General features: G+C 69.5%; 17 protein-coding genes. 8 read left to right on the forward strand and 9 right to left on the reverse strand.

The window, feature by feature from the left end:
* The first annotated feature begins 129 nt into the window (after nt 1-129).
* Nucleotides 130-882, forward strand: a complete 753-nt coding sequence (locus tag OG331_RS18860; RefSeq protein ID WP_406197659.1) for a metallophosphoesterase family protein — start codon at nt 130-132, stop codon at nt 880-882.
* A 71-nt stretch (nt 883-953) separates the two neighbouring features.
* On the forward strand, nt 954-1,994 hold the full coding sequence (locus OG331_RS18865; protein ID WP_406197662.1) for an amidohydrolase family protein: 1,041 nt from the start codon (nt 954-956) through the stop codon (nt 1,992-1,994).
* A gap of 33 nt (nt 1,995-2,027) precedes the next feature.
* On the opposite strand, the gene OG331_RS18870 is transcribed toward OG331_RS18865, so the two are convergent.
* A complete protein-coding gene (locus tag OG331_RS18870) occupies nt 2,028-2,417 on the reverse strand; it encodes a VOC family protein (protein ID WP_406197664.1) in 390 nt (129 codons plus the stop codon).
* Between the two features lie 50 nt (nt 2,418-2,467).
* Between OG331_RS18870 and OG331_RS18875 the strand changes: the two genes are divergently transcribed.
* On the forward strand, nt 2,468-3,208 hold the full coding sequence (locus OG331_RS18875) for a class I SAM-dependent methyltransferase (protein WP_406197667.1): 741 nt from the start codon (nt 2,468-2,470) through the stop codon (nt 3,206-3,208).
* Between the two features lie 4 nt (nt 3,209-3,212).
* Here the strand turns inward: OG331_RS18875 and OG331_RS18880 are convergent, their stop codons facing one another.
* The 8 genes from OG331_RS18880 to OG331_RS18915 all read right to left on the reverse strand — a co-directional run bounded on the left by OG331_RS18880 (nt 3,213) and on the right by OG331_RS18915 (nt 14,740).
* The gene (locus OG331_RS18880; protein WP_406197670.1) at nt 3,213-3,509 is read right to left on the reverse strand and encodes a hypothetical protein; all 297 of its coding nucleotides are present in this window, start codon (nt 3,507-3,509) and stop codon (nt 3,213-3,215) included.
* A gap of 37 nt (nt 3,510-3,546) precedes the next feature.
* On the reverse strand, nt 3,547-4,665 hold the full coding sequence (locus OG331_RS18885) for an ABC transporter ATP-binding protein (RefSeq protein WP_406197673.1): 1,119 nt from the start codon (nt 4,663-4,665) through the stop codon (nt 3,547-3,549).
* Between the two features lie 36 nt (nt 4,666-4,701).
* The gene (locus OG331_RS18890; protein ID WP_406197675.1) at nt 4,702-5,763 is read right to left on the reverse strand and encodes an ABC transporter ATP-binding protein; all 1,062 of its coding nucleotides are present in this window, start codon (nt 5,761-5,763) and stop codon (nt 4,702-4,704) included.
* A gap of 14 nt (nt 5,764-5,777) precedes the next feature.
* A complete protein-coding gene (locus OG331_RS18895; protein ID WP_406197677.1) occupies nt 5,778-6,758 on the reverse strand; it encodes an ABC transporter permease in 981 nt (326 codons plus the stop codon).
* Nucleotides 6,759-6,857: 99 nt separating this feature from the next.
* Nucleotides 6,858-8,666, reverse strand: a complete 1,809-nt coding sequence (locus OG331_RS18900) for an ABC transporter substrate-binding protein (RefSeq protein ID WP_406197680.1) — start codon at nt 8,664-8,666, stop codon at nt 6,858-6,860.
* Nucleotides 8,667-8,730: 64 nt separating this feature from the next.
* Nucleotides 8,731-9,765 (reverse strand): ABC transporter permease, encoded by a 1,035-nt coding sequence (locus OG331_RS18905; protein ID WP_406197682.1) that lies wholly within the window; start codon nt 9,763-9,765, stop codon nt 8,731-8,733.
* Between the two features lie 436 nt (nt 9,766-10,201).
* Complete coding sequence (typA, locus tag OG331_RS18910) at nt 10,202-12,109, reverse strand: translational GTPase TypA (protein WP_406197684.1); 1,908 nt, start codon at nt 12,107-12,109, stop codon at nt 10,202-10,204.
* 312 nt (nt 12,110-12,421) lie between these two features.
* Entirely contained in the window at nt 12,422-14,740 is a 2,319-nt protein-coding gene (locus OG331_RS18915) for an ABC transporter substrate-binding protein (protein WP_406197687.1), read from the reverse strand.
* Between the two features lie 373 nt (nt 14,741-15,113).
* On the opposite strand from OG331_RS18915, the gene OG331_RS18920 reads away from it, so the two are divergent.
* From OG331_RS18920 to OG331_RS18940, 5 genes are all read left to right on the forward strand, one after another.
* Complete coding sequence (locus tag OG331_RS18920; RefSeq protein WP_406197690.1) at nt 15,114-15,404, forward strand: hypothetical protein; 291 nt, start codon at nt 15,114-15,116, stop codon at nt 15,402-15,404.
* 31 nt (nt 15,405-15,435) lie between these two features.
* On the forward strand, nt 15,436-16,257 hold the full coding sequence (locus tag OG331_RS18925) for a hypothetical protein (RefSeq protein ID WP_363034829.1): 822 nt from the start codon (nt 15,436-15,438) through the stop codon (nt 16,255-16,257).
* Nucleotides 16,258-16,277: 20 nt separating this feature from the next.
* Nucleotides 16,278-18,245, forward strand: a complete 1,968-nt coding sequence (locus OG331_RS18930; protein ID WP_406197692.1) for a fumarate reductase/succinate dehydrogenase flavoprotein subunit — start codon at nt 16,278-16,280, stop codon at nt 18,243-18,245.
* The gene (locus tag OG331_RS18935) at nt 18,242-19,012 is read left to right on the forward strand and encodes a succinate dehydrogenase/fumarate reductase iron-sulfur subunit (protein WP_406197694.1); all 771 of its coding nucleotides are present in this window, start codon (nt 18,242-18,244) and stop codon (nt 19,010-19,012) included. The genes OG331_RS18930 and OG331_RS18935 overlap by 4 nt, the downstream gene beginning before the upstream one ends.
* A 102-nt stretch (nt 19,013-19,114) precedes the next feature.
* Complete coding sequence (locus OG331_RS18940; RefSeq protein ID WP_406197696.1) at nt 19,115-20,806, forward strand: hypothetical protein; 1,692 nt, start codon at nt 19,115-19,117, stop codon at nt 20,804-20,806.
* Nucleotides 20,807-20,837: the final 31 nt, after the last annotated feature.

Here is a 20,837-nt window from a genome sequence, read left to right on the forward strand (position 1 = left end):
ACGGACTTTCACCGGCCCATTGACCCGAGCCCATGAGCGTCCCGTTCCAGGGGAAGGAGGGCCCGTGCACACCCCTTGGGTGCGCACGGGCCCTCATCTCTCGGTCGCGGGCCCCGGATGCTGGGGCGCATGGTGAACCGAGTGGCCGTGCTCTCCGACATCCACGCCGTGCTGCCCGCCCTCGAAGCCCTCCTCGCGGAACCGGAGGTCACGGCGGCGGACCTGATCGTGCTCACCGGGGACATCGCCTGCGGTCCGCAGCCCGCCCAGGTCATGGACGTCCTGACGGGCCTGGGCGACCGCGTGGTCCGGATCCGGGGCAACGCCGACCGCGAACTCGTCGAGTACCGGCGCGGACTGCGCACGCCGATCCCCGACCCCATCGGACCGTGGGCCGCCGAGAACCTCCGCGAGGATCAGGTCGCCTTCCTGGAGCGGCTGCCGACGTCCCTCACCCTTCCGGTGGCCGGCCTCGGCGAGGTGCTCTTCTGCCATGCGACGCCACGTGACGACGAGGAGGTCGTGCTCGTCGACTCCCGCGCCGAGCGGTGGGCGGAGGTCTTCGCCCATGTCGACTCCGCCGTCACCACCGTCGTGTGCGGCCACACCCATATGCCGTTCACCCGCCTCGCCGCCGGCCGGCTCGTGGTGAACCCGGGCAGCGTCGGGATGCCGTACGGCAGGCTCGGGGCGCACTGGGCGCTGCTCGGGCCGGGCGTCGAGCTACGGCGCACGCTGCTGGACGTGCAGGCCGCGGCCGCCCGCGTCGTCGCGGACTCCGCCTTCGAGCAGGCCGCCGAGTGGGCCGACTTCCTCAACGCCCGGGCCACCGAGGCGGAAGCCTTCGCCGCCTTCGCGTGCCGGGACGGTCGCGACGGCTGAGAACGGTACGGCGACTGAGAACGGTACGGCGGTCTCGGCAACTCCCCTGCCGATCACCTAGGTTGGGTCGGATGGCCCTCCACCTGCGTGGCACCGTCCTCCCCGACGGCACCCACCGCGACCTCTGGCTCCTCGGCGACCGCATCACCTTCGACCGCCCGTCCGGCGAGGCGCAGACCGTGGCCGACGGCGGCTACCTGCTGCCGGGGCTGGTCGACGTCCACACGCATCCGGGGTCCCCGTCCGAGGACGAACCCGTCTTCGACCCCGAGGCGTTCGCCGAGCAGATCGCAGCGCACCGGGACGCGGGAACGACGGCGTTGCGGTTCCCGGGGCTGCTGGGCGAGATCCCGGCGGGTCTGCGCGAAGCCCCGGACACTCCGCGCATGATCACGGCGGGGCGCTGGCTGGCGTGGGCAGGGCTGTCGAGAAGCGCCGACTTCCACACCGTCACTGGCGATCTCGTCGCCGCCGCAGTCGCGGAGACCAAGGCCCACGACGGCTGGTGCAAGCTGATGGGCGACTGGGACTACGAGTCGGATCCGGTGCCGTACGACATCCTGCGTGCCGTCACCGACGCGGTGCACGCGGTCGGGGGGCGGGTCGCCGCGCACTGTCAGTCGGCGCGCGGCGTGCTGAACGCCTCACGGGCCGGTGTCGACTCCATCGAGCACGGGATGGGCATGCCGGAGGAGTGCGTCGAGCTGATGGCCACGCACGGGACCGTGTACGTCCCCACCCTGACGACGTTCGCGCGCCGCGTGCCTGCCATCAAGGACAACCCCCGCGGGCGCCTCTGGCACGAGGGCCACCGCATCATGATCCGCCGGGTCCGCGAGGCCCACGACGCCGGTGTACGCGTCCTCGCCGGCACCGACTCCGCCCCCTTCGGCAACGTGGCCACCGAGGTCGAACACCTCATCGCCGCCGGCTTGCCGGCCGACGTGGCGGTGGGCGCGGCGAGCTGGACGGCACGGGACTTCCTGGGGCTGCCCGGGCTGGTGGAGGGCGGGCTTGCCGACGTGACGGTGTACGACGCGGATCCGCGGGTGGAGCCGGGGGTGCTGCGGCATCCGCGGCGGATCGTACTGCGGGGGCGGGTGGTCCGCTGAGCGGCGACGGCGACAGGGGGCAGGGTGCGGGGGTCAGGGTTCGCGCGCCACCAACTCCACCTCGAAGCCGTCGCCGTTCTCCAGGTAGGCGGCGTAGTGCTCGGGCCCGCCCGCATAGGGATGCCGATCCGGGAAGAGCAGGCTCCAGCCGTGCCGCGGCGCCTCCTCGACCAGTGCGTCCAGGTCCGCACGGCCGCCCGGGGCATGGAACGCCAGGTGATTCAGGCCGGGCCGCAGCCGGTCGTGCCGGATGCCCCGCAGCGCCGGTGACTCCTCGACCACCAGGTACGTCTCCCCCGCGCGCCAGCTTCGCCCCGCGGGCCAGTCCTGGTGGGGTTCGTGGCCCAGCCGTTCCAGCAGCCACCCCCACGACGTGACGGCACGCCGCAGATCCGGCACCCACAGCTCCACGTGATGCAGCAACTCCCGCACCCTTCCTTCGTGTTCGGGTTCGTTGTGGCAGACTTCCGCGCGTGGTCGATCAGTCGTTCGCGGATCCTGCGCTCGCCGCGTTGTACGACACCCTGAACCCCTGGGGGCCGGGTGACGACTTCTACCTCGAACTCGTGCGGGCCGCCGGTGCGGTTCTCGATGTCGGCTGCGGTACGGGCCGGTTGCTCCGGCGCGCCCGGGCCGGTGGTCACCGTGGGCGGCTCGTGGGGCTCGATCCGGCGGCCGCCATGCTCGTGGAGGCGCGGCGGCACGGTACCGACGTCGAATGGGTGCTCGGGGATCTGCGGACGCAGGACTGGTGCGCGCGGTTCGATCTGGTCGTGATGACCGGGCACGCGTTCCAAGTGCTCCTCCGTGACGAGGAGTTGCGCACCTCTCTGCTCGCCGTGCACCGCGCCCTGCGCCCCGGCGGGCGGTTCGTGTTCGAGACGCGGAATCCCGCCGCGCGGGCCTGGGAGATGTGGACGCCGGAACGTGCCCGCACGGTCACCGGCGCGGACGGGGCCGCCGTCCGTGTGTGGCACGACCTCGAAGGGCCTGTCGTCGGAGATCTGGTGACCTTCACGGAGACGTACGCCTGCGACACCTGGCCGGCCCCCGCCGTCAGCCGCACCACCCTCCGCTTCCTCGCCCCTGACGCCTTGTCCGCCTTGCTCGCCGAAGCCGGCCTCACCGTCGCCGACCAGTACGGCGACTGGGCGCGGACGCCGGTCACACCCACCGCCCCGGAGATCATCACCGTGGCCCGGCGGGCCTCCTAGAGCCCTAGTCGTCCTCGTCGTCGAAACTCCACCGGAGGTCAACCTTCGCGGCGGGAACAACCGCCCGCACGGCGTCCTGAGCCCCCTGCTCGATCTTGTCGGCCCAGCTGCCGAAGCGGGTCACGATGATGGGGTACTCGCTCCACGCGGAGACCTGCCCCGCCGACGCGCCCTCTCCGACCGTCACGTCCCTCTCAAGATCGTGCTTGGTGAGGAACGCGGTCAGCGCCTCGGCGACCCGGGCCTCCTCCTCCTGACGCAGACCGGAGACGTCGAGGCTGAGCCCAACAGATATCGACATGCGCCCAACGTACCGTCGGCCACTGACAACCCGGCGCCTAGTCGTCCGACTCCTCCAGCGCCGCCAGCGCCGGATCCAGCACGATGTCCTCGCCCCGCGCCTCGATCGTCGGCTCCTCCGGGAAGTGGCACGCCGTCAGGTGGCCGTCGTGGTTGCCCTCGATCCGGATCAGCGGGGGCTCCTCGGCCGCGCACTTGTCCTGGGCCTTCCAGCAGCGGGTGCGGAACCGGCAGCCGGAGGGCGGGGAGATCGGGGACGGTACGTCGCCGGCCAGGCGGATCCGCTCACGCGCGGGAGCCTCCTCGTCGGCCACGCTCACCTCGGGCACCGCGGACAGCAGGGCGTGGGTGTAGGGATGCCGGGGCCGGGTGTAGATGGAGTCGCGGTCGCCGACCTCGATGACCTTGCCGAGGTACATGACCGCCACGCGCTGCGAGAAGTGCCGTACGACGGCCAGGTCGTGGGCGATGAACAAGAACGCGATGCCCAGCTCCTGCTGGACCTTCTGCAGCAGGTTCACCACCTGCGCCTGGATCGAGACGTCGAGCGCCGACACCGGCTCGTCGGCCACGATCAGCTTCGGTTCGAGGGCCAACGCCCTTGCCACGCCGATGCGCTGGCGCTGGCCGCCGGAGAACTCGTGCGGGAAGCGGTTGTAGTGCTCGGGGTTCAGACCGACGATCTCCAGCAGCTCCCTGACCCGTTTCTCCCTTCCGCCGTCCGGCTCGATCCCGTTGATCTCCATCGGCCCGGAGATGATCTTTCCGACCGTCTGGCGCGGGTTGAGCGAGGAGTACGGGTCCTGGAAGATCATCTGGATCTCGGAGCGGATCGGCGTCAGCTGCCTGCGCGTGGCCCGGGTGATGTCCTTGCCCCGGTACGAGATCTTGCCGCTGGTCGGCTCCATGAGCTTGGTGATCAGGCGTCCGGTCGTCGACTTGCCGCAGCCCGACTCCCCCACCAGCCCGAAGCTCTCCCCGACATGCACCGTCAGGTCGATGCCGTCGACGGCCTGCACCTGGCCGACGGTCCGCCGGATCGGGAAGCCGCCCTTGACCGGGAAGTGCTTCACGAGCCCTTCCACTTCCAGCAGCGGTTCGCCGGACGCGTCGGTGGCGGCCCCGCGGGGTGCGGGGAGGACGAGGTCCTCTGTCATAGCCGTAGTCCTCCTCAGACGGGGCTGATCGGGGCGCTAGTGCAGTCGGGGCTTGATCTCTTCGGTGAAGATGGTCCGCTTCTGGTCCGCCGTCAAGTGGCAGGCCGAGGAGCGGTCCGGTCCCAGCAACGGGACCTCGGTGACACAGCGCGTGCCGCCGACCCGGTCCTGGAACGTGCAGCGGGGGTGGAAGCGGCAGCCGGAGGGCGGGCGCAGCAGGGACGGCGGGGTGCCGGGGATCGGAGCCAGCGGAGTGTGCGGGTCCGAGTCCAGGCGCGGCATCGAGTTCAGCAGGCCCCAGGTGTAGGGGTGTTGCGGCGCCCTCAGTACCTCGTTGACCGTGCCGCGCTCCGCCGCACGGCCCGCGTACATCACCATGATGTCGTCGGCCATGTCGGCGATCACCCCGAGGTCGTGGGTGATGAAGATGATCGCCGAGCCGAACTCCCGCTGCAGGTCCTTCAGCAGGTCCAGGATCTGCGCCTGGACCGTGACGTCCAGGGCGGTGGTCGGCTCGTCGGCGATCAGCAGGTCCGGGTCGCAGACCAGCGCCATCGCGATCATCGCGCGCTGGCGCATACCGCCGGAGAACTGGTGCGGATAGTCCTTCGCCCGCTGCTTCGGGTTGGGGATGCCGACCTTCCCCAGCATCTCCACCGCCCGCTCCCAGGCGGCCTTCTTCGAGACGCGCATGTGCTTCATGTACGGCTCGGCGATCTGCCGGCCCACCGTGTAGTACGGCGACAGCGCGGTGAGGGGGTCCTGGAAGATCATGGCGACCTTGTTGCCGCGCAGCTTCTCCAGCTCGGACTCCCGGGCCGTGGTCAGCTCCCGGCCCTCCAGGAGGATCTCGCCCTCGACGGTGGTGAACATGGGGTTGTGCAGGCCGAGGATGGTCAGGTTCGTCACCGACTTGCCCGAGCCGGACTCACCGACGATCCCCAGCGTGCTGCCGCGCTCCAGGTCGAAGGAGAGCCCGTCCACGGCCCGTACGACGCCGTCCTCGGTCTTGAAGCTGACGTGCAGGTCCCGCACCGACAGGAACGCGTCCGCGTCGGCCGGGACCGGGGCGCCGGCCTCCTTGGTCAGAGTGCTCACGTCAGTGCTCCTACCTAGGACAACCGCACGCGCGGGTCGATGAAGGCGTACGTCGCGTCGACGACGATGTTGCAGAGCAGGATCATGGTGGCGGAGAACAGCATCACGCCCAGCAGCAGCGGCAGATCGCTGAAGAACACCGACTCCACCGCCAGCCGGCCGAGCCCCGGAAGACCGAAGGTGTACTCCGTGATGATGGCACCGCCGAGCAGCGAGCCGAGGTCGATGCCGAAAATGGTGACGATGGGGATCAGCGAGCCGCGCCAGGCGTAGCGGAAGAAGACGTACCGCCGTGACATGCCCTTGGCCCGGGCGGTGCGGACGTGTTCCTCCTGGAGTTGCTCGATCATCGACGAGCGGGACATACGGGTGTACTGCGAGGCGAAGATCGTGGAGAGGACGACCCAGGGGATGATCAGGCCCGTGAACCAGGCGCCCGGGTTCTGGGTGAACTCGTTGTAGGCGGGCTTGTCGAAGACATGCGTCTGGTAGACGAGGATCGCCAGGGCCAGCGGGCCGAGGAAGTAGATCTGCATCGAACTGATCACCATCGCGCCGGCCGTGAAGGTCTTGTCGATGAGCGTGCCGCGCTTCCACGCGGCGATCAGGCCGGTGCCGAGCCCGACGATCAGGAAGCAGACGGCCCCGCCGAGGGTGAGCGAGAGGGTAGTGGGCAGCCGGTCCATCAGGGTGCCCCACACCTGCTCGTTGGAGTGGTACGAGTAGCCGAAGCAGGGGGCGGGGCAAGGGCCTTGGGCGAAGTCGTCGCTGCCCGAGACCAGGTTGGTCAGGAAGATCCAGTACTGCTCGGGGATCGGCTTGTCGAGGCCGAGCACCCGGTGCAGGTTCTCCAGGTTGGCCGGGGTGCACGTCTTGCCGCACATCAGGAGCGCCGGGTCGCGCGGCATCCCGAAGAACAGCAGGAACGCGACGACGCTCAGCAGGAAGAGGATGACGACGGTGCCGAGGGACCGGCGGACCAGGAAGCGCAGCATGGCAGGCAGCTCTCAGACGTCGGCGGGCACAGGGCCTCTCCGGCGGCACCCGGCGCGCCCCTGACGAAAGCGGGCGCACCGGGTGCCTGGCGGGCGGGGTTACTTGACGTACAGGCGGCGCGGGTCGACGCCGCCGATGATGTCGTCGTAGACGAGGCCGCCGACCTTGGATCCGGCGATCTGGGTCTGCTTGTAGTACGCGGTCGGGACGACGTTGACGATGTCCTTCACCAGGTACTCGTTGAGCTTGTTCCACTCGGCCGCGGCCTTGACCGGGTCGGTGATCTTGTTGATCCGGTCGATCTCGCTGTTGGCCTTGGAGTCGTTGACCTGCGAGTAGTTCTGGGCACCCTCGGCGATCCCGCGTCCGTCGTACAGCGGCGGGATCACGGTCGAGGCGGACGGCCAGTCGGCGCCCCACGCGGTGTGGAAGATGTCGTAGTTGTTGTCCAGCTTGCTGACCTGGTCGTAGTACGTCTCGGCCGGGACCTCCTGGCGCTGGACGTCGAAGCCGGCCTTCTCCAGGCCCGCCGCCATGGCGGTGGAGTACTGCTGGCCCTCGGGCGTGTTGATGTAGCCGAAGGTCAGCTTCAGACCGGTCTTGCCGGCCTCCTCCAGGAGCGCCTTGGCCTTGGCCGGGTCACCGGCGGGCTTCTTCTTCTTGCCCCACGGGTCGAAGCCGGGGTCGTAGCCGGTGACGGTCGGGCTGATGATGCCGCCCGCGACCTCCATCGCGTCGGTGCCGCCGTAGGCCCGCACGAACGGCGTGACCGGGAGGGCGTAGGCGATGGCCTGGCGGACCTTGATGTCCTTCATCTCCGGGTGGGCCAGGTTGATGTTCATCTGGCCGACGTAGGGCTGGAAGCCGGAGACCGTGCGCGACTTCAGCTTCGGGTCGTTCAGGGTCTTGGTCAGGTTGCCCGCGTCGACCTGGTTGCTGAAGCTGACGCCCGTCCGGTCACTGCCGCTGTCGGCGAGGAGGGCCTTCGTGGAGTCCTCGTACTGCTGGTTGAACGTGATGGTGAACCGGTCGACGTACTGGTGCCGCAGCGGGTCCGTCGCCGCGTCCCAGTTGGTGTTCTTCACGAGCACCATCGACTTGCCGGACTTGAACTCCTGGATCTTGTACGGTCCGGTGGCGACCGGGTCCTTGTCGTACTTCTCCTTGGTGTCGCCCTTCTCGGAGACGAGGGCGTAGCCCGCCATGGCCAGGGCGTACGGCAGGTCGGGGTGGGCCGTCTTGAACTTGAAGAGGACCGTCTTGTCGTCCGGCGTCTCAAGAAGGCTGTCCGGCAGGTGCTTGCCCTTGAACGGGCCGTCCGGCAGCAGCTTGCGGTAGTCGGCGCCCGGGGTGTCGGCCAGCCACTGCTGGATGTACGGCGGGCCCTGGTTGATGAAGGACGCGAACTGCCGCTCGAAGGTGTGCCGGACGTCCGCGGACGTGATCGCGGAGCCGTCCTCGAACTTGATGCCGTCCTTGAGCGTGTACTTCCAGGTCTTGCCGCCGTCCGTGGTGGTGCCGGAGTCGGTGGCGAGGTCGCCGACGACCTCGTGCTTGCTGCCGTCGTCGCTGGTCGCCTTGTAGCCGGTGAGCCCTCTGTGCAGCAGCTGGGAGACCGCCATCTCGTCCTGGACGTAGATCTGGCCCGGGTCGAGGTGGGCGTAACTGTCGCGGGCCAGCACCGAGATGGTGCCGCCGGGCTTTCCGCCGGGGACCTCGGCGGCGGGGCCCTTGGACGCCGCGGCGTCCCCGAACTTGATCGCCGCCTGCTGCCGCTCGGCGTTCTCCTGCTGCTTCTCGTCGTTGCTGCCGCTCTTGCTGCCGCCCTCACTGCACCCGGTCAGCACGAGTGCGCCGGCCGCGAGCACCGAGATCGCCGTGTATGCGTGGCGTCCGCCCCTACTCATCACTCAGTTTCCACCCATCTGTGTGTCACCAGTGCTTAGGAAGTGCCAAGTGCCAACCAGTGGTTCAGCGCGCCGTCTTGGGGTCGAAGGCGTCCCTGACCGAGTCCCCGAGCAGGTTGAACGCCACGATGAAGATGATCATCGAGATGCCGGGGAAGAACATGTAGGTGATGTCGTTCTGCATCACGAGCTCGGTGGACGCCTTGGAGAACATCTGCCCCCAGTCCGGCGTCGGTTCGACGATGCCCACGCCGAGGAAGGACAGACCGGCCTCGGCGGTCACGAAGTTGGGGAGCATGTACGTGCCCTGCACGAGGATCGGCGTGACCACGTTCGGCAGGATCTCCTTGCGGATGATCCGCCACGGTGGGGCCCCGCTGACCTTGGCCGCTTCGATGAACTCCCGTTCTCGCAGGGCGAGTGTGGTGCCTCTGAGGATCCGTCCGAGGCTCATCCAGCCGAGGAACCACATCACCAGGATGAGGGAGACCACCCGGACGTAGACCGGGGTCTCGTCGCGCGGGCTGACGAACAGTGAGACCACGACCGGCATGCTGGCGATGAAGAACAGCTGCGAGGGGAAGGCCAGCAGGAAGTCGATGACGCGGCTGATCCAGTAGTCCGTCCTGCCGCCGAGATAGCCGGCCGTGACACCGAGGAGGATGCCGGTGAGCACGGTCGCGATCGTGACCGCGACCGAGATCCCGAGCGAAGTCCGGATGCCGTAGAGCAACTTGGTGAAGACGTCGTACCCGTTGCCCGGTTCGAGGCCGAACCAGAACTCGCCGCTGATCCCGCCGTTGGGCTGCACCGGCACACCCGCGCTGTCGAACAGCTCGGGGCGCTCGTCGGCGTACACGGTGTACGGATCATTGCCGTACAGCCAGGAGATCACCGGGGCGAGCAGGCCGATCAGGAAGAAGAAGATGACGACGTACGCCGAGATCACACCGGTGCGGTCCCGCTTGAAGCGGATCCACATCAGCTGGCCGGGCGAACGCCCGACCAGCTCCGCGTCCTCTGCCTTCACGTCCGGCTGTGGTGCGCCGTCCGCGATGACCGAGGTCCCGCCACCCTCAATGCCGATACCACTTGTCACGTTTCGCCCGTTTCGCTGGTATGGGTATGCCAAAGCGAGGCGTGCGGAACACCGCAGCCGGACGCGCGTAGGAGGTATGCGCCTCTTCCACCGACACCCCTGACGGAGGAGCAGACAACCCCCTGTTGCTCGTGAGTTCGCACCGTCCCCACAGTGCGAGACCCGTTGACCCGAGCGCTGCGGCTAACTATCTGCCATGAGCCAACTACCGACCACTGTCTTTAAATCTCAATTCAGTCACAGCTGACGCGTAGACCTTCCAAAATCCGGACAAAGTGTTGGGTCGAAGAACGTCGCGAAACGGACGTGTTACATGGGTATCGGGCGACGATCTCCGCATTTCGGACAGGAGGACGGTTCTCGGCCACCGGAAAACGGGTTGCAAAAAACCCCGGCTCCCCCATGACGGGGGAGCCGGGGCTCAAGCGTCCGATACTCAGCCGTGCTTGGCCCGGCTCGCGGCGCGGGCGCGCTCGCGGGCGTCCAGGTTCACCTTGCGGATACGGACGGCCTCCGGCGTCACCTCGACGCACTCGTCGTCGCGGCAGAACTCCAGGGACTGCTCCAGGGAGAGCTTGCGGGGCGGCACGATCGCCTCGAACGAGTCGGCCGAGGAGGACCGCATGTTCGTGAGCTTCTTCTCCTTGGTGATGTTCACGTCCATGTCGTCGGAGCGCGAGTTCTCGCCGACGATCATGCCCTCGTACACCTCGGTACCCGGGTCCGTGAACAGCACGCCGCGCTCCTGCAGGTTGGTCATCGCGAACGCGGTGACGGCACCGGAGCGGTCGGCGACCAGCGAACCGTTGTTACGGGTCTGGAGGTTGCCGAACCAGGGCTCGAAGCCCTCGTGGATGGAGTGGCCGATGCCGGTGCCGCGGGTCTGGGTCAGGAACTCGGTCCGGAACCCGATAAGACCGCGCGAGGGCACCACGAACTCCATGCGCACCCAGCCCGACCCGTGGTTGGACATGTTGTCCATCCGGCCCTTGCGGACACCCATGAGCTGCGTGACCGCGCCCATGTGCTCCTCGGGGACGTCGATCGTCATGCGCTCGACGGGCTCGTAGACCTTGCCGTCGACGTCCTTGGTGACGACCTGCGGCTTGCCGATGGTCAGCTCGAAGCCCTCGCGGCGCATCTGCTCGACCAGGATGGCCAGCGCCAGCTCACCGCGGCCCTGCACCTCCCAGGCGTCCGGGCGCTCGGTGTCGAGGACGCGGAGCGAGACGTTACCGACCAGTTCGCGGTCCAGGCGGTCCTTGACCTGACGTGCGGTGACCTTGCGGTCCTTGACGGCCGCCTTGTTGTCAGCGCCCTTGCCGGTGCCGCCACGGCCGACCAGCGGCGAGGTGTTCGTGCCGATGGTCATGGAGATCGCGGGCTCGTCGACCGTGATCAGCGGCAGCGGAATCGGGTTCTCGGTGTCGGCGAGGGTCTCGCCGATCATGATGTCCGGGATACCGGCGACGGCACAGATGTCACCCGGGCCGGCCTTCTCGGCGGGCTTGCGGGTCAGCGCCTCGGTCATCATCAGCTCGCTGATGCGGACGTTGCTGACGGAGCCGTCACGCTTGATCCAGGCGACCGTCTGGCCCTTGCGCAGCTCGCCCTGCTCGACGCGGACCAGCGCGATACGGCCGAGGAAGTTGTCCGCGTCCAGGTTGGTGACGTGCGCCTGGAGCGGGGCCTCCTCGTCGTAGGTCGGGGCCGGGATGTGCTGGAGGATGGTGGAGAAGAAGGGCTCCAGGCTGGTCGAGTCGGCCGGGACCGTGCCGTTCTCCGGCTTGGTCAGCGAGGCGATGCCGTCACGGCCGCAGGCGTAGACGATCGGGAACTCGATCTGCTCCTCGTCGGCGTCCAGGTCGAGGAAGAGGTCGTAGGTCTCGTTGACCACCTCGTCGATGCGGGAGTCCGGGCGGTCCGTCTTGTTGATGCACAGGATGACGGGCAGGCGCTGCTGCAGCGCCTTGCGCAGCACGAAGCGGGTCTGCGGCAGCGGGCCCTCGGAGGCGTCGACGAGCAGCACGACACCGTCGACCATCGACAGACCGCGCTCGACCTCGCCACCGAAGTCGGCGTGGCCAGGGGTGTCGATGATGTTGATGGTGATGACGTCCCCCCCGTCCTTCGGGTGGTACTTCACCGCCGTGTTCTTGGCCAGGATCGTGATGCCCTTCTCACGCTCCAGGTCGTTCGAGTCCATCATGCGGTCGTCGACGCCTTCGAGCTGGTGCGCGGCGAAGGCGCCGGCCTGCTTCAGCATGCCGTCGACGATGGTGGTCTTGCCGTGGTCGACGTGGGCGACGATGGCGACATTGCGGATGTCGTGGCGCGTGGCCATATTGCGGCGTACTCCCGGAGTGGTGAGGACGGCTCTCGCGTACGTCTGTGTTACGCGGGCCCTGCCGGGCTGGACACGCCACGGCCTCACCCCATGGTACGGGGCCGCTGCCGCTGGGGCTCGCCGGGATACATCGGTGCAGGTGGGGGGCTGTTTGGACCCCGCTGAAACGCCAAACGCCGGCCCGGGCACTCAGCCCGTCCGGCGTTTGAGGACGAAGAGGCCCGTTCAGGGCCGACGGCGGGGGTCCGGCCGCCGCCCCTACTCGACCCCAGGGACGGGGACGGGTAGGGGCGGCGGGGGCGAGAAGCCTCAGTTGGACGACCCGCTCGGTCCCGGGTTCGCGCCCTTCTTCAGGAAGCCCATGTCCTCGTACACCGGCGTCCCGAAGCCGAAGGCACCCACGTTGACGACACTCGTCCGCGCCGCCGTCAGCTGAGGCCGCTGGAACAGCGGCAGCGACCCGGCCGCGGCCCAGATCCGCGAGTCGGCCTTCCGGATCAGCGCCCGCGCCTCGGACTCGTCGAGCGTGGCGATCGCCTGGTCGAAGAGCTGGTCGACCTGGTCGGTCCCGACCCGGGTGTAGTTCTGCTCGACGTTCAGCGACCCGTCGGCAGCCGGCACCGGCTTGGCGTAGATCGGCCGGGCGTCGGTCGCCGGGTAGGCGGAGGCGGGCCAGGAGTAGAGGGCGAGATCGAACTGGCCGGACGCGATGTGGTCCTTGAAGTAGCTCTCGTCCGAGACCTTGACGATGTCGGTGCGGATGCCGACCCGCTCCAGCATCATCCCGATCCGGTCCGCCACCGTACGCAGCGTCTGCGAGCCCTCCCCCGACGGCACCACGAACCGCAACGCCAGCGGCTCGCCGTCCTTGGCCAGCGGCCGGGCCGCCGCGCCGGCCGGTGCGGCGGTGCCGCGTGGGGCGTACGCGCCGGGCGCACCGCCCTGCTGCAGCTGCTTGTTGCCGTACTGCTTGCCGTCCTGGGCGAGATGCCGCGAGCCTTCCTCGCCGCTGCTCTTCCCGGTGTGCCCCTCGTCCTCGCCCGCCTTGTTGTCCTCGCCGACGATGTACGTCCCCTCGTCCTCGGACTCCGCATCGGACTTGGACTTGGACTTGGACTCGTCGCCGGAGTCGGACTTGGCCTTGGGCTTCTCCCCGGAGTCGGACTTGGACTTGGACTTGTCCCCGGAGTCCGCCCCCTTCTCGCCCTTCTCGCCCTTCTCCCCCTTCTCTCCCTTGTCGCCCTTCTCTCCCTTGTCGCCCTTCTTCCCCTCACTCCCCGCGGCGCCGTCCGCCTCCCCCTTCTTCTTCTCCTTGACCGGCCCTCCCGGCACCCACCCCGCGTCCGCGAGCAGTGCCTGCGCCTCCGCCGTGTCCTGGCCGCCGACCGCCCCGCTGTTGTCGGCGTACGCGGCCTGGCCCGACAGGGCGAGGTGACTGCCGACGGGCTCGGTGGGCAGGCCGAGCGGGGCCAGGACCAGCTTGGCCAGTTCCTCGCGGTCGATCGCGCGCGCCACGGCCCGCCGCACCCGCTCGTCGGCGAGCAGACTGTCGCCGCCGTTGAGGGCGAGCTGGGTGTACGCCGGCTCCAGGGACTTGCGTACCTCGAAGCCCCGGAACTTCGCCTGGTCCCGTCGCTGCTCAAGGGTCAGCCTGGCGCCCGGCTCCGGGCCCATCAGCGGCGTACCGGAAGCACTGGCGGAGCCATGGGCGGAGGCACTGGCGGTCGCGGAGCGAGGAGGCGCGGCGAGCGCGATGCGCCGGGCCGCGGCGGTGTCGATCTCGGCCAGGTCCAGCTGTCCCGCGGCCAGCGCGGCGGCCCGCTGGTCGCGCGGCACGGCACGCAGCACGATCTCGTTCAGCTTGGCGCGCTCACCCCACCAGCGGGGATTGCGGGTGAGCGCGACCTCGTCGCCCTTGCGGTCGATCTTCTTCACCGTGAACGGCCCCGCGGTGACCTTGAGCTTGCGCCGCGCCCCGTCGTTGAACGAGTCCGGCGTGCCCATGACCTCCTTCGGGTACAGCGGCGAGAACAGCGACTGCCAGTCCGCGTACGGCCGCGCGAAGGTGACCCGCACCTCCAGGTCGTTGGCGCCGCGCTCGATCCTCTCGATGCGGTCGTAGCCGGCGTTGCGGGCGGTCCAGTAGGCGCTGTCCTTGCCGGACAGGGCACGCCACTGGGCGGCGAAGTCGGCGGCGCCGATCTCCCGGCCGTCGCTCCAGACGGCCTGTTGGTTCAGCTTGTACAGGACGACCTGCTTGGGCTCGGTCTCAACGACCTTGGCGGACTCCAGATAGTCCGGATTGCGCTCCGGCCGCCCGTTCTGGTCGAGCCGGAACATCGACGGCAGGGTGGCCTGCGCGATCCGGGTCGTGGTGGCGTCGGCGTCGGACTGGAAGGTGTTCAGCGTCTCCGGTACGGCGTCCACGGCCCACCGCAGAGTGCCGCCGTCGGCGATCCGGTCCCGGCCGGCCGGAGCGATGTCCTGCCCGGCCAGTGGCTTGCCGGCGGGGTCCGGGTCGCTGCAGCCGGCGAGCGCGGGCACGGCGAGCACGCCCGCGGTCAGGAAGGCCACCGAGCGCATGACCGCGGTGCGGCCAGGCCTGGGTCCGAAGCCGTCGTGGGACATCTGAGGTACCTCCGGGGAGCTGCTCCCGCCGGTGACATTAAGTACGTTCTGATCACGTTTGGCGGTATTTTGGAGCTGATCAGATCTAAGGCACCCACTGAAGAGGAAAGGGTTCGCCAGGCGGAGACGACACGGCGGCGAGGGCGCGCAAGGCCACCCGTGCGGAGCAATGCACTCCCGTACGGCGCAATCACGCCCCTCGTCCTTTTTCGGATCTCCGGCGTACACAGAGCGCATGCGAGCGTGCAATGGAGGCGCGCAATCCGCCAATCGCTGCACATCCCTTCACAGCGATAGGTGTGACGCGCAACACTCGCAGGCGCATGAACGTCACCACCCAGGGCCATAGGGCCCACGGAAGTGAGGTCACGTCATGTCCGTGCAAGACGAACTGACAGCGGTCCAGCGCTGCATCGACGAGCTGTCCCGGTCCGTGGGCAGGCTGGAGAAGCAGCTGGGCACCGGCGGGCTGGAGATGCGTCGCGTCCGCGCCGACGCCAACCACCTGCGCGAGAGCGTCGCGCTGCTGCGGGATGCGGCCGCGACGCCCACCACCCAGCGCAAACCGGAGCTCGTCACCATCCCCGACACGCCGTACGACGACTCTCTGTGGATCGACACGGATGACGAGGGTCTCGGCGCCCGGGACCGCCGTGCCCCCTGATCCCACCCCCTGACCCGACCGGAGTCATGCATTGGCCACTGGTACGGAACCCCATCTGAACAGCGGCGGCGTACGAACCCCTACGCGCGCCGCGATCACCGCCCCGCACCTGCGGACCGACCGCTGGTGGCTGGCTCCGGCCGCCACCGCGGCCGGTCTGCTGGCGTTCATCGTGTACTCGACCTGGCGGGCCTTCGCGAACGCGGACTACTACGCGGCGCCGTACGTCTCCCCGTTCTACTCGCCCTGTCTGGCGGAGAACTGCGAGCCCATGCGCGCCGGGCCGAACTGGGACCTGTTCGGGAGCTGGTGGGGCATCTCCCCCGCGATCATCATCCTGATCTTCCCGCTCGGCTTCCGCCTGACCTGCTACTACTACCGCAAGGCCTACTACCGCGGCTTCTGGATGTCGCCCCCGGCCTGCGCGGTGGCGGAGCCGCACAAGAAGTACTCCGGTGAGACGCGCTTCCCGCTGATCCTGCAGAACATCCACCGGTACTTCTTCTACGCCGCGCTCCTGGTCGCCGGGATCCTGACGTACGACACGGTGCTCGCCTTCCGCGACGAGAACTACGAGTGGGGCCACATGGGCCTCGGCACCCTCGTCTTCCTCGCCAACATCGCGCTGATCTGGGCGTACACCCTGTCCTGTCACTCCTGCCGGCACATCGTCGGCGGCAAGCTCAAGCACTTCTCCAAACACCCCGTGCGCTACCGCATGTGGCAGTGGATCGGGAAGCTCAACGCCCGCCACATGCAGCTGGCGTGGGCGTCGCTGGTGAGCGTGGCGCTCGCCGACTTCTACGTCTATCTCGTCGCGTCCGGGGTCTTCGACGATCCGCGCTTCTTCTAGATTGAGTGGGGACTGAACAGATGTCCGTGGTCGAACGGCAGGAGTGGGACGTCGTCGTGGTCGGCGCCGGGGGCGCGGGCCTGCGTGCGGCGATCGAGGCACGTGAGCGAGGCGCCCGTACCGCCGTGATCTGCAAGTCGCTGTTCGGCAAGGCGCACACCGTGATGGCCGAGGGCGGCATCGCGGCGGCCATGGCCAACGCCAACGAGCACGACAACTGGCAGGTCCACTTCCGCGACACCATGCGCGGGGGCAAGTTCCTCAACCAGTGGCGGATGGCCGAGTTGCACGCGCAGGAGGCGCCGGACCGGGTGTGGGAGCTGGAGACCTGGGGGGCGCTCTTCGACCGTACGAAGGACGGCCGTATCTCCCAGCGCAACTTCGGCGGCCATGAGTACCCGCGCCTCGCGCACGTCGGCGACCGGACGGGACTGGAACTGATCCGCACCCTCCAGCAGAAGATCGTCGCGCTTCAGCAGCAGGACGAGAAGGAGACCGGCGACTACGAGTCCCGGCTCAAGGTCTACCAGGAATGCACGGTCACCCGGATCCTGAAGACTGAGTCCGATAGCGGCTCCGCCGCGGGCAGCCGGGTCTCAGGGGTCTTCGCCTACGACCGCGAGACGGGCCGCTTCTTCGTCCTGGACGCCCCCGCCGTCGTCATCGCGACGGGCGGGATCGGCAAGTCCTTCAAGGTGACGTCGAACTCGTGGGAGTACACGGGCGACGGCCACGCGCTGGCGCTGCTGGCGGGCGCGCCACTGCTCAACATGGAGTTCGTGCAGTTCCACCCGACGGGCATGGTCTGGCCGCCGTCGGTGAAGGGCATCCTGGTCACGGAGTCGGTGCGCGGCGACGGAGGGGTGCTGCGCAACTCCGAGGGCAAACGGTTCATGTTCGACTACATCCCCGACGTCTTCAAGGAGAAGTACGCCCAGTCGGAGGAGGAGGGCGACCGCTGGTACGAGGACCCGGACAACAACCGGCGGCCTCCCGAGCTGCTCCCTCGCGACGAGGTGGCGCGGGCGATCAACTCCGAGGTGAAGGCGGGGCGGGGCTCCCCGCACGGCGGTGTCTTCCTGGACGTGTCCACCCGGATGCCGGCGGAGGTCATCCGGCGTCGCCTTCCCTCCATGTACCACCAGTTCAAGGAGCTGGCGGACGTGGACATCACGGCGGAGGCGATGGAGGTCGGGCCGACCTGCCACTACGTCATGGGCGGCATCGCGGTCGAGTCGGACACGGCGGCGGCGCGTGGGGTGCCGGGGCTGTTCGCGGCGGGTGAGGTGGCCGGCGGTATGCACGGCTCGAACCGCCTCGGCGGCAACTCGCTGTCCGACCTGCTGGTGTTCGGCCGCCGGGCCGGCTGGCACGCCGCCGAGTACTCGGCGGCGCAGGCATTCGAACGCCCCGAGGTCAGCGACCTCCAGGTCGACACGGCAGCCGCGGAGGCACTGCGTCCGTTCTCGGCGGAGGGGCCGACCGGGGGTGCGGACGACGGACGCCCGCCGGAGAATCCGTACACCCTCCACCAGGAACTCCAGCAGACCATGAACGACCTCGTCGGCATCATCCGCCGCGAGGCCGAGATGGAGCAGGCGCTGGAGAAGCTGGCCGACCTGCGGCTACGGGCCCGCCGGGCCGGTGTCGAGGGCCACCGTCAGTTCAACCCCGGCTGGCACCTCGCGCTGGACCTGCGCAACATGCTGCTGGTCAGCGAGTGCGTGGCGCGGGCGGCGCTGGAGCGCACGGAGTCGCGCGGCGGGCACACCCGCGAGGACCACCCGACGATGGACCGCAAGTGGCGCAACATCAACCTGCTGTGCCAACTGGCCGACCCGACGGGCGGCTTGGCCGCCACGGACCCGGAGCGCGGCCAGATCAACCTGCTGCGTGAGACCACCGACCCCGTCCGCCCGGACCTGCTGGCTCTCTTCGAGAAGGAGGAGCTGGTCAAGTACCTCGCCGAGGAGGAGCTCTACCAGTGAGCAGCTACGAGGCCCGCTTCAAGGTGTGGCGCGGCGATGTGCAGGGCGGCGGCCTGGAGGACTTCAAGGTCGAGGTGAACGACGGCGAGGTGGTCCTGGACATCATCCACCGCCTCCAGGCCACCCAGACCCCCGATCTCGCCGTGCGCTGGAACTGCAAGGCCGGCAAGTGCGGTTCGTGTTCCGCGGAGATCAACGGGCGGCCGCGTCTGCTGTGCATGACGCGGATGTCGGTGTTCACCCCGGAGGAGACCATCACGGTGACACCGCTGCGGGCGTTCCCGGTGGTGCGGGACCTCGTCACGGACGTCGGTTTCAACTACACCAAGGCGCGCGAGGTTCCGGCGTTCGTGCCGCCGGAGGGTGTGGGCCCCGGTGAGTACCGGATGATGCAGGAGGACGTGGACCGCTCGCAGGAGTTCCGCAAGTGCATCGAGTGCTTCCTGTGCCAGGACACCTGCCATGTCGTCCGCGACCACGAGGAGAACAAGCCGGCGTTCGCGGGGCCGCGGTTCCTGATGCGGGTCGCGGAACTCGACATGCACCCGCTCGACGCGGCCGCGGAGAACGGACTGGACCGCAAGGCGACGGCCCAGGACGAGCACGGCCTCGGCTACTGCAACATCACCAAGTGCTGCACGGAGGTCTGCCCCGAGGGCATCAAGATCACGGACAACGCGCTGATCCCGCTGAAGGAACGGGCCGTCGACCGCAAGTTCGACCCGTTGGTGTGGCTGGGGTCGAAGATCGGGAGGCGGTCCACGTAGGGTGCCCGCCCTCGGCTCCGCCGGGAAACTCGCACGTCACTCCACCCCACCCCTGACGCACCCCGGTCGCGCCCCTGCATTCCTGCTCATACGCTCCGAAATGTGACGTCATCTTCGATCCGGGGCCGGGCGCGGCGCGGTGGTTCGCACATATCGGTGCGGGTCGCGCATGCGCTGGTGGGCGGGCTGGTCGGGGTGGTGTGGCTGGTGCTGCCCGGGATGACGGTCGGTGCGGGTGGTCCTGTTGCGGGCGGGGCGGACCGGCCGGTCGCCGGTGCGGTGGCTCAGGGGGAGGACGAGGGGACGTCGGCCACGGATCTGGTGGTGCCGATGCTGGCCGTCGTCGCCGCGACCGCGCTCGCGGGATACGGGTTCCTGCGGCGCAGGCGGCGGGCGCGGGAGCGGACGACACCCGGTGGGGCGGCGGGTCACGGCGAGGCCGAGCAGCCGGTCGGAGAGCTCGACGAGCGGGCTCGGACGCTGCTCGTGGCGGCCGACGACTGGGTGCGGGTCGGCTGGGAGGAGCTGGGGTTCGTCGAGGGGCGCTGCGAGCTGGAGGATCTCGCGCACGCCGGGCGCGTCGAGGACGTCGACGGGGCCGGCCGGGGCGTGCCCTTCGCTCGGGCGCTTCGGGACGCCGAGGCCGAGCTGGCGGTCGCGTTTCGGATGCGGTGGCAGTACGAGAACGGGGTTCCGGAGGAGGCCGCGGCTCGGCGGCATGCGCTCGCGGGGATCGTCGGGCGGTGCGAGGAGGCGGGGCGGTTGCTGGACGCGCAGGCCGCCGCGTTCGACCAGGTACGGGGGTTGGAGGAGGGCCTGGGCGGGGGGCTGGGGTATGCCCTGGTCGTCGCCGAGGGCCGGTTCCGGGAACTGACCGGGCGTACCGGGGACGCGGACGCGACCCTGCGCGAGCTGGCAGTGCGGTACGCCCCGTCCGCCACGGACGCCGTCGCGGGACATGTCGAGCAGGCCAAGGACCGGTTGGTGTTCGCGACCACGCGCCTCAACCAGGCCCGGCAGGCCGTCGACTCGGGCGACAACGAGCGGGCCGCGGGCCGGCTGCGGGCCGCCGAGGGCGCCATCGCCCAGGCGGCCGTCTTCATCGACGGCGTGGAACGGCTCGCCGCGAACCTCGCCACGGCCGCGGCGACGGTCCCGGCCGCGCTGACCGGCGGCGAGGTGGAGATCGCCGGGGCGCGGGAGTCGCTGACGGGGGCTCGGGGCCCGTACCCGGACGTCCCTCCCGGCGAGCTGCGCGCCCGCATCACCCATGCCGACGTCGTCCTGGCCCTCGTACGGGAACAGCTGACCTCCGGGCCGTACGACCCCCTCGACGTGCTGCGCCGGATCGTGCAGGCCGTCGTGCCCGTCGCCGCGGGGCGGGCCGGGGTGATCGCGGCCGCCGCCCTGCTCTGCGCCCGCAGTGCCGTCGCCGACGCGGACGACGTCGTCGCGACGCATCGGGCAGCGGTCGGCAGCGAGGCCCGCACCCGCCTCGCGGAGGCCCGGCGACTGCTCGCTCCCCCACTGCCCGCCCCGGCCGACCGGACACCACCGCCGGAACCGGCCGACCTGCCGGCATCCGACACCCTGGCCCAACAGGCCCAAGCCCTCGCCGAACAGGACATCCGCCTGCACGGCAACCCCGTCGAAAGCCCCACCGACGACATCACCGGCCTCGCGGGCGCACTCCTCGGCGGTGTCCTCCTCGGCGGCGACCCGGAAACCGCCCCACCCGCAGCCTTCGGCGGCCCCCGCACCCGGGGGCGCCGGGGCGACACGGACCGGGCGTGAGCTCGCTCAGCCAGGCCCTCGCCCCCGCACC

It is taken from the genome of Streptomyces sp. NBC_01017, from assembly GCF_045162795.1.
Lineage (GTDB): Bacteria > Actinomycetota > Actinomycetes > Streptomycetales > Streptomycetaceae > Streptomyces > Streptomyces machairae.